This is a genomic window from Phocaeicola plebeius DSM 17135, from assembly GCF_000187895.1.
Lineage (GTDB): Bacteria > Bacteroidota > Bacteroidia > Bacteroidales > Bacteroidaceae > Phocaeicola > Phocaeicola plebeius.
In genome coordinates this window covers 100,406-114,710 of record NZ_DS990118.1, presented here as the reverse complement: position 1 = coordinate 114,710, position 14,305 = coordinate 100,406, and the positions used below count along the sequence as shown (strand labels likewise).

The 14,305-nt window shown below is 41.7% G+C and carries 7 protein-coding genes; 5 read left to right on the top strand and 2 right to left on the bottom strand.

The window, feature by feature from the left end; translation table 11 throughout:
* Positions 1 to 18: 18 nt before the first annotated feature.
* Together BACPLE_RS00435 and BACPLE_RS00430 are read right to left on the bottom strand one after the other, a co-directional pair.
* Entirely contained in the window at positions 19 to 2,841 is a 2,823-nt protein-coding gene (locus BACPLE_RS00435; protein ID WP_262501060.1) for a SusC/RagA family TonB-linked outer membrane protein, read from the bottom strand.
* A 433-nt stretch (positions 2,842 to 3,274) separates the two neighbouring features.
* Complete coding sequence (locus BACPLE_RS00430) at positions 3,275 to 4,438, bottom strand: site-specific integrase (protein ID WP_007557831.1); 1,164 nt, start codon at positions 4,436 to 4,438, stop codon at positions 3,275 to 3,277.
* A 340-nt stretch (positions 4,439 to 4,778) separates the two neighbouring features.
* On the opposite strand from BACPLE_RS00430, the gene BACPLE_RS00420 reads away from it, so the two are divergent.
* From BACPLE_RS00420 to BACPLE_RS00400, 5 genes are all read left to right on the top strand, one after another.
* Positions 4,779 to 7,934 (top strand): SusC/RagA family TonB-linked outer membrane protein, encoded by a 3,156-nt coding sequence (locus BACPLE_RS00420; RefSeq protein WP_007557827.1) that lies wholly within the window; start codon positions 4,779 to 4,781, stop codon positions 7,932 to 7,934.
* A gap of 27 nt (positions 7,935 to 7,961) precedes the next feature.
* The gene (locus BACPLE_RS00415) at positions 7,962 to 9,350 is read left to right on the top strand and encodes a RagB/SusD family nutrient uptake outer membrane protein (protein ID WP_007557825.1); all 1,389 of its coding nucleotides are present in this window, start codon (positions 7,962 to 7,964) and stop codon (positions 9,348 to 9,350) included.
* Between the two features lie 83 nt (positions 9,351 to 9,433).
* Complete coding sequence (gene hflX / locus BACPLE_RS00410; protein WP_007557823.1) at positions 9,434 to 10,690, top strand: GTPase HflX; 1,257 nt, start codon at positions 9,434 to 9,436, stop codon at positions 10,688 to 10,690.
* An 11-nt stretch (positions 10,691 to 10,701) separates the two neighbouring features.
* Positions 10,702 to 12,693 (top strand): DUF4954 family protein, encoded by a 1,992-nt coding sequence (locus tag BACPLE_RS00405; RefSeq protein ID WP_007557821.1) that lies wholly within the window; start codon positions 10,702 to 10,704, stop codon positions 12,691 to 12,693.
* 17 nt (positions 12,694 to 12,710) lie between these two features.
* The gene (locus BACPLE_RS00400; protein WP_040312283.1) at positions 12,711 to 14,258 is read left to right on the top strand and encodes a TlpA family protein disulfide reductase; all 1,548 of its coding nucleotides are present in this window, start codon (positions 12,711 to 12,713) and stop codon (positions 14,256 to 14,258) included.
* The last annotated feature ends 47 nt before the right edge of the window (positions 14,259 to 14,305 follow it).

The window sequence follows — 14,305 nt, the reverse complement described above, 5'->3', positions numbered from 1 at the left end:
TGTTTTTAATTCTTAGCGTTAAAAAGTCAATTCAATACCGAAAGTAAAGGTTCTCAGAGCCGGAGTCTCGAATGTACATACACCGCTAACCGGCATTTCCGGGTCTACAGTCAGGTCTTTAGACTTCCAGGTCAGCAGATTTGAACCAGAGAAGTAGATACGTGCATTGCTCATACCGGCCTTGCTTGCCCAGTTCTGAGGTATACGGATACCCAAAGTCAGGTTCTTCAAACGCAGATAGTCAGTAGACATTAACCAACGTGAAGACATGGACTGAGCATTATTACCATACTGGAATGCAGGTAACTTGGCAGATGTATCACCTGGGCCAGTCCACATATCTTCTAATTTGTAATAGGCCGGAACAGCACCATTATACAAGTAAGTACCTCCATCTGTATGCTGCCATGTAGCATAGTCGAAAGCATCTCCACCCAAAGAGTAAGTGAATGTGAATCCTAAATCGAACCATTTCCATTGCAAGTTGTTAGTCAGACCTCCTTCTACTTTCGCATCATGTTTACCTACTATTACTTTGTTGGCTTCAGATACATTGGTTGTAGTCTGACGTGCATCAGCTGTGCCATCATTCTTGTAGAACATTTCTTTACCTGTCTGTGGATCTACACCAGCGTATTCATACAAGTAGTAAGAATAGTAAGCTTCACCGATACGGTGAATTAATGGTCCAGAAACGATTTCGTTTTGCTCACCATTTAAAGTTACCAGTTCGTTAGTGTTATGACCGATGTTCAAAGAAGTAGTCCAGGTAAAATCATCTGTTTGGAAGTTGGTAGTCTGGATTGTTACTTCCACACCACTGTTCTTCAACGCACCGACATTTACCGGCATATAATAACCATAGCTTGAATCATAGTAACCACCTACCTGAGAAACCGGGAGATCGTAGATCAAGTCGCTGGTTTTACGCTGATAGTAATCAAATGTTAAAGAGAAACGATTCAGGAAAGTTAAATCCAATCCTACGTTGAAAGTTTTATTCTTTTCCCATTTCAAATCCGGGTTAGCAATACCGATAATACCCATGCCTGAAATACCGTTATATTTCTGTCCATATTTATATAGGTTCATATAACCGTAATAGTCAGAAGGTTGGGTGCCGTTTACACCATAAGACAAACGTACTTTACCGTCAGTTAGTACTTCTTTGGTTGGTTCCATGAAGTTTTCATGGGTAAATCTCCATGCACCGGATACAGACCAGAAACTACCCCAGCGATTGTCTCTAGCCAGACGTGAACTACCATCTGTACGATAGCTTGCGCTCAGATAATATTTACCTCCGAAATCATAGTTCAAACGGCCAAGGAAAGAAGTCAGGCGATAAGACTGAGTGTTACTGTCGGCAGAAGTAGAACCTGCGTTAGTGAACTCATACAAATCACCTGGATAATCTTGTCCAGACATATAATTATAAGCATAAACATTATCTTCCGTTTCAAAGCCCAGCAGCGCATCAATATTATGTTCGCCGAAAGATTTGTTATAAGTCAACTGAGTCTGAGTGTTCAGCTGTTCGTTCTTGTTGATGATACGTTGCATAACACCACCAGGACCACCGTTGTTAGAATTTCTGTCCCACAACACATCGTTGGTATTAGTCATGTAGTCGTAAGAAATCTTTTCGCTTAAATTCAGGTTATCCCAAATGTTATAGGTAGCTTTAATTGTGTTGAAAGCCTTAATGATGGTAGCACGGTCAGAACTGTGGTTGAATTCGTATAATGGATTTACACCAAACATACCACAACCGTTATTTAATGATCCGTCTTCGTTGTATGGAGTAGAAGAAGGACTTTGAAAGAATGCATAGTTAGCAACTGCACCATCGTATGACGTTCCTTCATTAGTTTTTGACTGAATCATCTTAGAGAACTGGCTTGTTACTTGAACGGTCAGTCTTTTAAATGTATGAGTTAAGTTTGCATTTCCAGTGAAGCGTTCCAGACCTTGGTTCTGAACGATACCATCCTGCTTGGTGTAAGACAAAGAAGTATAGAATTGGGTATTTTGTCCACCACCAGATACACTTACCTGATAGTTTTGATGACCACCAGTCTTGAATAATTCATCTTTCCAATCGGTCCATCCAGTAGAAGGTTTCGCAGCAAAGGCATCGATATTTGCATCTGCAAATGCTGTAGCTTCAGCTTCAGATACTCCCTGGCCATACAAACCATAATTCTTCAAGCCAGTCCACAACAGCTCGCGGCGTTCGTCACCACTCAATTGCGGACGATAGTTGATAGCCATGTTTGAGAATCCCCAGTCACTACGGAAATTGACTTTTGTCTTTCCCTGACTACCGCTCTTTGTTGTAATGACGATTACACCGTTGGCAGCACGCGAACCGTAAAGTGAAGCAGCTGCAGCATCCTTAATAACGGTAATTGATTCAATATCATTAGTATTCAAAGTGGACAAAATATTAGTACCGGCATCACTGTAAGAGAACTCACTGACGTTTCCACTGGTAACAGGAGTTCCGTCGATTACATAGAGAGGGTCATTCCCTGCATTGATAGATCCCATACCACGGATTCGGATGCTGCTTACAGCACCAGGGTTACTAGATGATGAACTAAATGATACTCCAGGTACGCTTCCTGACAATTTTTCTTCTACAGAAAGAACAGGAACGTCTTCTAATTTACCTGTATTTACAGTTGAAGCTGCACCTGTGAAGGATGCTTTTTTGAAGTTACCATATCCGGTTACTACTACTTCGTCAAGTACTTCAGCATCAGACTTTAATACAACCTTTACAACAGGTTTAACTTTCACTTCCTGCGACTGCATTCCGATGAAAGAAATAACCAAAGTTCCGGCGGAACTATAAATACAAATAACTCACTGGTAATGAAGCAAGTAAAAATCCCATTATCTCTTCAGAGTATGATGTATAATGATTTGTAGATTAATCTCGAATACAAGTTTTCTACTAAGACTCTACTGAAGAATTAGACAGAAAAAACGCCTTTGCGCTTGGAAGAAAACATAAGTACGTTTTATCCAAAACGTAAGGACGTTTTGATTAAAACGCTTAGGTGTTTCACTTCAAACGTAAGGGCGTTTGAGGTGTACTGAAAATAGTTGTCAGTTTGAAGATTAATTCCTGACTAAGTTGAGAGGTTGACGGGCTGGCAGGCATATGCCTGTATAAGGCTTTAGGGTAAAAGAAAAAGCAATACGACAAAAAGAAGTTAACATAAATTTACATGACTATATTGGAAATTTAATGTATTACAAAAAATTAAAACTTACATTTCTTCAAGTCTTTTACAATCGTTCCCGAAAAAATATCACTGTATCCTTGAGTAGTCTTCACACTCTGGTGCCCTAACAGTTTCTGGACTGTAGTTATTTGTGCACCATTATAAATCAAAAGAGTAGCATTAGTATGTCGGGCCGTATGAAATGAAAAGTGCTTTTCTATTTTAGCCAACATACCTATTTTCTTTAAATCCTTATTTACGGAAGAATTCGATTTTAAATGAAAAAAATCATTCACATTCCGATTATACTCCTGCAATAATCGGAGCGCTTTCCCTTGAAAGAGAAGGTATAGTGGTATGCTAACTTCCGTATTAGTCTTTACAGTTCTAAATATAAGCCATTTTTCTCCTTTTATTGTGACAATGTTATTTTCATTAAGATGTACAAAGTCTGAATACCGGACTCCTGTGTAACAACAAAATAAAAAAGCCTTTAAACTATGTATTAGCGATTTTGAGCACAATGGCAGTTCCAGTTTTTCCAGTTTCCTGATTTCTTCAGGTAGCAGAAAACTATGTTTGCTCTGAGTTGTTTTTATCTGGTACTTTCTGAACGGATAATCTTCCGGCTGAATGTATCCTCTTTTAATAGCCTCGTTAACAAAAGTCCTCAATTGTCGCATGTGTTTGGCAATTGTATTTGTTTCGTACATTTTTTGTCGCATGAAATCTTCAAACTCAAGAAGAAATGAATAAGTTATATCTTCAAATTCAATAGAAGAACGAAAGTGATTGAGTAGATCCAATGTCGTAAGAAGGTTCTTTTTGGTAGTATCCTTGCGTGATGAATGTTCTACCCAGTTTCTACCAAAGGGTAAAAATGTTATTCTTTCAGTATCATTTTGATGGTTGAGAGTTTTAAAAGCAGACAAGTTAATATGAACGCCACGTTTCCATGATTTTAATTCCTCCCATTGTAATTGCAGCATAAACTCTTCCAACATTCGATTCAGTTCCTCACAGTGTGGATGTTGAATAATTTTGCTATGATGCTTGTCCCATTGTTGCGGATTAACATATATTCCTGTCGAAATGTAAACCTTCTTGCGATTTCTATAAGCTTCTACCTGAATAAGAGCATTACCTGATTTGTTTAACTTCTTTTTACGATTGTAGACCAATCTGAAATAAATCTTGTTCATACTATGTTGTTTTTAAGAAAATATGCAGATAATATGCAATAAGAAGAAGATTATTACCTATATAGTGCCTATTTTAACCAAATTAAAAGTAACAAGTGCCGGCGAAAAAGGATTCATATTTTTGCATTATAATAAAGTGCAAGTACAAGAAATGCACATCATTTACTTTATAAAAACAGACTTTTGCATAAAAGTGGCACGTATAAGTGTTAAAAAGCAACCTTTTGCAGGTATTTTCTGGAAAACAGTATAAATATTTAAAAAGATATTAGTACTTTTGCCTCCCGTTAGAGTGAATGAATTTTTATTAATGTAAAGTTAAACTTTAAGAGAGATTTTTATGAAAAGAAAATTGATGCTGTTAATGACCTGCCTGATGATAGGTATCGGTCTGGTAAACGCTCAAGTTTCAAAAGTAACTGGTAACGTTACTTCTGAAGAAGATGGTTTACCTGTAGTGGGCGCATCGGTGTTGGTAAAAGGTACTACTGTAGGGACAGTGACCGACATTGATGGAAACTTTACAATTTCTGGTGTGCCGGCTTCGGCAAAAACTTTAGTAGTTTCTTTTATCGGCTTGCAGAGCCAGGAAGTAGCTGTAAAACCGGTGGTGAACGTAGTGTTGAAGTCGGATGCGCAGGCTTTGGAAGAAGTGGTGGTTGTGGCGTATGGTACGCAGAGCGCACGTACGGTAACTGCTTCAGTAGCTTCAATCCGTAACGATGCTTTAAAGGACGTGCCTAATACAAGTTTGGACCAGATGATGCAGGGACGTGCCTCTGGTTTGAATGTAACGACTCCTTCTGGAGGAGTAGGTCAGGCTCCTGTGGTACATATCCGTGGTGTAAACTCTATTACTTCGGGTACTTCTCCTTTGTACGTAGTGGATGGAATGCCGATTCAGTCGGGGGATTTGGGTGGAGGATTGGGTAATGCCAATGCGCTGGCAGACATTAATCCGGCCGATATTCTTTCTATTGACGTGTTGAAGGATGCGGCAGCAGCAGCTTTGTATGGTTCACGTGCGGCAAACGGGGTCGTGCTGATTACTACCAAGCAGGGAAGCAGCGGAAAAGCAAAAGTAACGTATGATGCTTCTGTCGGTTTCTCTAACCGGACGAAGTTTATTGATATGATGAATGCACAGGAGTATGTAGACTTCAAGAACATGGCGGTTCGTAATGCATACGGAACAGATGTAGCGGCAGAACTGGCTGCTATGGATAAGACATTCATAGCTAATCCTGCTTATGGTGATAAGGCGTTTAACTTGATGCCGGGAGTAGACTCTAATTGGGCAGACGCTATTTTTCAGAATGGGTTTACACAAGACCAGACTGTAGCAGTAAGTGGTGGAACGGAAAAAGTGAAATATTATATGTCGGCTAATTACAATACGCAGAAAGGTATTGTAGTAGGCGATAACTATAAACGTCTGGGCGGTAAGGCTAACATTGTGGCTAACGTGACAGACTGGCTGAAGATTGGTATGAACTCAAGCGTGAACGTAAGTTCTACGGCGCAGGTGGATGCGGCACGTAACGGTTCAAACTTTGCAGTAGGTGGTTTTCCGCGTATGGCGCTGGCTAACTCTCCTAATATTCCTATTTACGATGAAAATGGAAAAGGATATTATGACCGTTCGTTGGGGGTATTAGGTTATGGACCGAATGCAGTGATGAATACTTTCTCAAATCCGGTTGCTTTGGTGGAACTGGGTAACAAGACGAATGTAGACGTAACGCGTATTTTGAGCAGTTTCTTTGCAGAAGTTACTCCTGTGAAAGGTCTTACATTGAAAACCCAGTATAATATTGACGATGCGCGTATTGAAAACTCTCGTTTCTGGTCACCTAATCATGGAGATGGTGTGAATAATGGAGGATATGCATTTAATGCGGCGGTACATAGCAGTATCTGGACTTGGACGAATACAGCTACGTATGATTTTACAGCTAATCGCCATCATTTCAATTTCCTGGTAGGTATGGAAGCTACTGAAAGCAGCTACAATGAATGGGATGCTGCTCGTACGGGATTGCAGGATGACAAGTTTACAAATTTCCAAGGTACCTTTGCTAATGCAACGGCTTCAGGAAGTATTTCCAAAAGTTCTATGGTTTCGTATTTTGGACGTATCAACTATGACTTTGCATCGAAATACATGTTCTCTATCAATTTCCGTCGTGATGGACTTTCTGCATTAAGCAAGGATAACCGCTGGGGTAACTTCGGAGGTGTTTCGGCTGCATGGCGTGTGTCTGAAGAGACTTTTTTTGAACCACTTAAGCATGTGGTGGAAGATTTTAAGATTAAAGGTAGTTATGGTGTAGTGGGTAATACGAATATCGATGATTACGCTTCACGCTCGTACTATTCTCCTTATTATTATGGTTCTCAGGGAAGTTATCGTCTGAGTAAGATTGCTGACCCGAATTTGAAATGGGAATCTTCAGAAAAGTATGACGTAGGTTTCAGTGCACGTGTACTTGATCGTTTTGATATTGATTTTGACTATTTCTATACGAAATCTTCAGACTTGATTTTGGATGTGCCGCAGGCTCCTTCAAAAGGTCTTCCTGGAAATATCCTGACAACTAACGCCGGAAAGATGACGAACTCAGGTATAGAGTTGACGATTTCTGCGGATATTTTACGTGACGGTGCATTCAAATGGAATACTAGTTTTAATATTACGACTACTCGTAATAAGGTTGTATCTCTGGCTAACGGTTTGGATAATATTATCAAAGGTGATGCCAGTGGATTGGAAATTACAAATATTACAGTACCAGGCAAGTCTATCGGTCAGTTGTATCTGACACCGACAGGTGGAGTAGATCCGGAAACTGGGTTCCGTGTGTTCTATGGAGAGAATGGAGAACGTGTGCTGTATAATCATGCCTCAGAGGCAAAATGGATTCTTGAAGATGGAACACCTTATGAGGGTAGTCTGAAACCGGTAATTTGTGGCAATACGTTGCCTACTTGGTATGGTGGATGGAGCAATAATTTCTCTTACAAGAATTTTGACTTGTCTTTGTTCTTCCAGTTCTCAGGTGGAAACTATATCTATAATGGTACAAAGGCTACGGTAAGCGATATGCGTTATTGGAATAACTCGAAGGAAGTGCTTCAGAATTACTGGACTCCGGAAAGAAAAAATGCCATGTTCCCGAAACCAGTGTATGGCGATAACTATTCTAATGGTTCGGCCATGCCTATCAGCGAGTGGGTGGAAAAAGGTGATTACTTGCGTTTGAAGAATATTTCACTGGGTTATACTTTCAATACGAAGAACTGGGCGAGCGCCATCGGTATCAGCAAGTTGCGTGTATATGCACAGGTGCAGAACTTGTTCGTAATTACGGGCTATTCTGGTATGGATCCGGAGGTGATGTCGAATACGACCAATGCTACTCTGGCTCCGGGTACGGATAAAAATACCTTGCCACAGGCACGTACCTACACATTTGGTGTAAACTTGGCGTTTTAATTGTTGAATTTTTAAAAGCAGATTCGAATGAAAAAATATATTGTATATGCTATATTGATGGCTGGAACTACGTTGAGTAGTTGCAGCAGTAGTTTCTTGGATCAGGAACCACCTTTGTACATTGAGCCGGGAGATATTTATAATGATGCAAATCGTTTGGAAGCAGCTGTATTAGGCTTGTACGGTTCGATAAAAAATGATGCGTCGGATTCCTTCATGGGAGGAAAAACCTATCTGGTATTTGATAACCGTGGAGAAGATATTGTAAATTCTGACCCGAACTTGATTACTTTGGCCAATACATATAAGTTTAATGTGGGCAAAACAGATGCAGAAAATACGGTGACCTGGAGCATGGCATACGCTGCCATTAACCGTGTCAATATTTTCTTGGATGAATTGGAAGGCGCTAAAGCTGTTGCTGGAGAAAAATATGAGCAGTACAAAGCAGAAGCAAAGTTTGTGCGTGCATTTGCTTATTATTATTTGAATAATCTATATGCTACACCATACGTAATTAATCCGGATGCGAAATCTGTGCCTTTACGTTTAACTCCGGAAAAAGATGGAGAGCACAATGCTTTGAAACGTGCAACAGTAAAGGAGGTTTACGAGCAGATTCTTTTGGACTTGGAAAATATCAGTGCTTTGCCGGTAAAAACAACAGCGGATGAATCGACTGTGACTCGTGCTACACAGGCTGCTGCCAATATGTTGAAAATGCGTGTATATATGTCAATGAACAATTGGACAGAGGCGGTAAAAGCAGGTAAGCTGGTGACGGGATACGAACTGACTCCCAAGTTTGGAGATATGTTCAAGGCACCTTATTATACGGATGAAACCATATTCTCTTTGCCTATGAAGGAAACAAATCGTCCGAATACCCAGCAAGGATTGGCAGAATATTATTACGCTAAGAATACAATTCTGTGGGTAGACGTGGAAAACGGTATCATGGGCAAGCCGAATTACAATTCAGCTGATGATGCTCGTGTACAGATGAAAAATGAAAAGAATCAGCTGCTGAAGTTTACGGATGCTGCACAGAAACTGGATTGGGCACCGATTTTCCGTTATGCGGAAACATTGTTGAACTTGGCCGAGTGTTATGTAAATTTGGGTGGAACTGAAAATGAAAAGCTTGCCAGAGAATATTTGAAACAGGTGAGATTCCGTTCATTACCGGAGACAAGCAATCAGCTGGATATTGATCATTTGTCTGGTGAAGATTTGAAGATGGCGGTTTACAACGAGCGTCGTCTGGAGTTTATTGGTGAGGCGATGCGAGGCATTGATGTGTTGCGTCGTGGGGCAAACTTTGAACGGAAAACACAGATTACTCCGCAAAGTAGCGGATATGTCTGGCCGATTCCACAAAGCGAAGAATTGATGAATCCGGATTTGAATAAATAAGAAAGAAATAAAAGAGCGTATCTGTAAAGAGATGCGCTCTTTTTGCTTATATTTGTGCCGTATAGAAATTAGATTTACACTGAATGAAAGAATTTGTAATATCAGAAGCACAGACTGAAAAAGCTGTGCTGGTGGGTTTGATAACCCAGACTCAGAATGAACGTAAGACCAATGAATATTTGGATGAGCTGGCTTTCCTCGCTGAGACGGCTGGGGCAGAGGTAGTAAAACGTTTTACACAGAAACTGGATACGCCGAACTCGGTGACTTATGTAGGTAAAGGTAAGTTGCAAGAGGTGAAAGAATACCTGGAGTTGCAGAATGAGAGCGAGGAGACGGAAATCGGGATGGTGATTTTCGATGATGAACTTTCGGCCAAGCAAATCCGTAACATTGAGAATGAACTGAAAGTGAAGATTCTGGACCGTACTTCACTGATTCTGGATATTTTTGCGATGCGTGCGCAGACAGCCAATGCCAAGACGCAAGTAGAACTGGCACAGTATAAGTACATGCTTCCGCGTTTGCAGCGTTTGTGGACGCACTTGGAACGTCAGGGTGGTGGTTCCGGTGCCGGTGGTGGTAAAGGTTCTGTAGGTTTGCGTGGTCCGGGTGAAACTCAGTTGGAAATGGACCGCCGTATCATCTTGAACCGTATGGCTTTGCTGAAGCAGCGTTTGGCTGAAATTGATACGCAGAAGTCTACTCAGCGCAAGAACCGTGGACGCATGATTCGTGTGGCCCTGGTGGGATATACCAACGTGGGTAAATCGACCTTGATGAACCTGCTGGCCAAGAGTGAGGTCTTTGCGGAAAACAAATTGTTTGCTACGCTCGATACTACCGTACGTAAAGTCATTATCGAAAATTTACCTTTCTTGCTTTCGGATACGGTAGGGTTTATCCGGAAATTACCGACTGACTTGGTCGATTCGTTTAAGTCTACGCTGGACGAGGTGCGTGAGGCGGATTTGCTGGTACACGTAGTTGATATTTCACATCCCGATTTTGAAGAGCAGATTCAGGTGGTAGAGAAAACAATTGCCGATTTGGGTGCAGGTGGAAAGCCGAGTATGATTGTATTTAATAAGGTAGATGCCTATACGTATGTGGAAAAGGCAGAAGATGACTTGACGCCGAAGACGAAAGAAAATATTACGCTGGAGGAACTGATGCATACTTGGATGGCGAAACTGAATGATAATTGTATCTTCATTTCCGCACGTGAAAAGACTAATATTGATCAGTTCCGTGAATTATTATATAAAAAGGTAAAGGAACTGCATGTGCAGAAGTATCCTTACAATGATTTTTTATATCAGACATATGACGAAGAATAACAACAAAAAATATGACACAACACTATCGTTTACTGACAAGAGAAGAAATCGCACGATTGGAGGCACAGCATTGTATTGCTTCCGACTGGAGTGGAGTTGAAGTAGCTGATAATTTTTGCACAGATTATATTTATCACACTCGTTTCTCTGGAAAAGTGCGACTGGGCGTTTTTGAAAAGGAGTTTACTCTGGCTGGTGGAATGGCTAAGCATTCTGGTGTGTATTATGCTACTTTACACAATGTAACGGTGGGTGACAATTGTTACATTGAGAATGTAAAGAATTATATAGCTAACTATGAGATAGGGCATGATACGTTTATCGAGAATGTAGACATCATTTTGGTAGATTGCCATAGCCGTTTTGGAAATGGAGTGGAAGTTTCTGTCTTAAATGAGACTGGTGGGCGTGAGGTGATTATTCATGACCGTCTATCTGCTCATCAGGCTTATATTATGGCACTTTACCGCCATCGTCCGGTGCTTATCGACAAAATGCGAAAGATTATTGAGTCTTATGCAGAGTCACATGCGTCAGATACAGGGGCTATCGGGAGTCATGTAATGATAGTGAATGCCGGTTACATTAAGAATGTACGGATTGGGGATTATTGCCAGATTGAAGGTGCCGGCCGTTTGAAGAATGGAAGTATCAACAGTAATGAGTACGCACCGGTGCATATTGGGTACGGAGTGATTTGTGATGATTTTATCATCTCAAGTGGCTCATACGTAGAAGATGGTACGATGCTTACACGTTGTTTCGTGGGGCAGGCTTGTCATTTGGGGCATACCTATTCGGCTTCTGATTCATTGTTCTTCAGTAACTGTCAGGAGGAAAATGGAGAGGCTTGTGCCATTTTTGCCGGACCCTTTACCGTAACGCACCATAAGTCTACATTACTCATTGCCGGCATGTTCTCGTTCATGAATGCAGGTTCAGGCTCTAACCAGAGCAACCATATGTATAAGTTGGGGCCGATTCATCAGGGGGCATTGGAGCGAGGTGCTAAGACCACTTCTGATTCTTATATCCTGTGGCCCGCCCGTATTGGTGCCTTCTCACTGGTGATGGGACGTCATGTTACCCATCCGGATACTTCGAATCTGCCTTTTTCTTATTTGATAGAGGAAAAGAATACAACTTATCTGGTGCCGGGTGTCAATTTGCGGAGTGTAGGTACAATTCGTGATGCACAGAAGTGGCCTAAACGTGACCAGCGGAAAGACCCGAACCGTTTGGACCAGATTAATTATAACTTGTTGAGTCCGTACACTATTCAGAAGATGATGGCAGGGCGACAGATTTTGAAGGAACTGGCTCGTGTGTCGGGGGAAACTTCCGAGATTTACTCTTATCAAAGTGCGAAAATCAAGAATTCGGCACTGAATAAGGGAATCAAGTTTTATGAGACTGCTATCCATAAATTTCTGGGAAACTCCGTTATCAAGCGCTTGGAAGCCATTCGTTTTGCTTCTGATGAAGAAATCCGTACTCGTCTGATTCCAGATACGCCGATTGGAACTGGAGAATGGGTGGATATTTCTGGACTGATTGCTCCGAAGAGTGAGATAGAACGTCTGATGGAAGATATTGAGTGCGACCGTTTGAATAGTGTGGATGAGATACACGACCGTTTTGCAGAGATGCACGCCAACTATTATACGTATGAATGGACGTGGGCGTATGAAAAGATGCTTGAATTCTATGGCCTGCAGGCTGATAAGATTACAGCGGCAGACATCGTGGCTATCGTACGTCAGTGGCAGGAAGCCGTAGTGGGACTGGATAAAATGGTGTACGAAGATGCCAAGAAGGAATTCTCGTTGACTTCCATGACCGGATTTGGGGCAGATGGAAGCAGTGAGGAAAAGGTGCGCGACTTTGAAGAAGTGCGTGGCGTGTTCGAAAGTAATCCGTTTGTGACAGCGGTGCTGGAACATATAAAGGTAAAAACGGAGCTTGGAAACGAACTGATAGAACGTGTAAAGAATTTATTGTAAAATGGGAGGTACTGCGTATGGAAAGGATATGCAGATATATATGTTTGCTTTGCGTTTGCTTCATGGCTTTGCAGGTGCAGGCCAATAGAAGAAAGGTAATGGAATATCCAGGTTTCGTATTGTCGAATACGGCGGAGATAGAATTCAAACGGGTTATCCAGACCAGTGAACAGACTCAGGTTGATGCGGTGATGTATGGTAAGCCGGGAACCCCAGTCGTCATTTCTTCAAAAGCAGCATTGAAATGGGCCGATGGAGGGATGGCACAGCTTCGTGAGGCGGAACGTATTTCCATTGATGGAGTGACTGAGCCGGAAGTAATCGAAGAGAATGGGACTTTGGAAGTAACTCTTTCTTTTTCGCCGGTTCCTTCGGATGTGCATGAAGTAGATTTTATTGAGCCTGAGATGGGATGGAACATCTTTGGCATTCAGTTGAGTCGGGAAGAACCTTATGTGTATGTGCCTAATTACCTTACTACAGATAAGCCGGAACGGAGCAATGAAATTCCAGAACCTGGATTGTCGGTAGGAAAGGCCATAGTAAACGGTTATATTTTAGGGTATGATCCGAGAATGTCATTGTTTACGGAACTGGAATATGAAGACGGCCTTTTTCCTAAGGAGTGGAAGCAAAGCATTAAAGTCCGTCAGGATGGCTCGTTTCATTTGGAAACAGAGTTATTGCAACCAACTTTGACGGCATTGCGGTTGAATGAAGCTGTTTTGAAGTTGTTTCTTGTGCCCGACGAAGAAGTGACCGTATATATCAATCTTCCTCGCCTGAGCATGTCCGCTTCCCGTTTGCTGGGTAAACGTTACGAGAAAAAACAGAAGGCCTGGTTTGACGGAGCTGCTGAGACTATTAACCGGGAGCTGGCCGGTTCCCCTTCATCTGCTGCACTGAATGCCTATCGTGCCGTTGAAAAAGGCTTGATGGAGAGTCCGGAGGTCGCTTCCAGGTTACAATCCGACTATGAGCAGGTGATGCCCATCTGTAGTCGGCTTACTGCTTCCTCTTCTCTGTCTTCTGATGACCGGAAAGTACTGAAAACGGTGAATTTTCCGGAAATTCGTATGTATGTGGAAGCTGTGGCAGAAGCACTTCAGCAGAATGCCGAACGGATGGAGTCGGTGAAAGAAGCGGTGATTGCTTCGCTGGATGCGCAGGTAGAAGGGGCGGATATTCTTCCTAAGATTATTGCTCCTCATAAAGGGCGTGCCATTTTGATAGACTTCTGGGCTACGTGGTGCGGTCCTTGTAAAAAAAGTATGCAGTCTATGGTACCGCTGAAGAAAAATCTGTCATCGAAAGACATCGTATATATTTATCTGACAGGACCTTCTTCCCCCGAAAATATCTGGAAATCAAATTTGTCCAAGATGACGGGAGTGCACTATCGGCTTACTGATTCACAATGGAAGTACTTGTGCACTTCCTATGGAGTAACAGGGATTCCGGCTTATCTGATTATCAGTCATGACGGAAAATTGCAGGGACGTTATGTGGGATTCCCCGGAGTAGATGTACTGCAAAAGGACTTGATTCGTGCAATAGAAGAGTAAGAAGAATTACAGATAACTTTTTGTAGGAATTAAGGAAAAATTTCAAT

Coding starts and splice junctions, on each gene's coding strand:
- BACPLE_RS00420 (WP_007557827.1), top strand. CDS start 4,779: ATGAAAAGAAAATTGATGCTGTTAATGACCTGCCTGATGATAGGTATC.
- BACPLE_RS00415 (WP_007557825.1), top strand. CDS start 7,962: ATGAAAAAATATATTGTATATGCTATATTGATGGCTGGAACTACGTTG.
- BACPLE_RS00400 (WP_040312283.1), top strand. CDS start 12,711: ATGGAAAGGATATGCAGATATATATGTTTGCTTTGCGTTTGCTTCATG.
- BACPLE_RS00405 (WP_007557821.1), top strand. CDS start 10,702: ATGACACAACACTATCGTTTACTGACAAGAGAAGAAATCGCACGATTG.
- BACPLE_RS00430 (WP_007557831.1), bottom strand. CDS start 4,438: ATGAACAAGATTTATTTCAGATTGGTCTACAATCGTAAAAAGAAGTTA.
- hflX (WP_007557823.1), top strand. CDS start 9,434: ATGAAAGAATTTGTAATATCAGAAGCACAGACTGAAAAAGCTGTGCTG.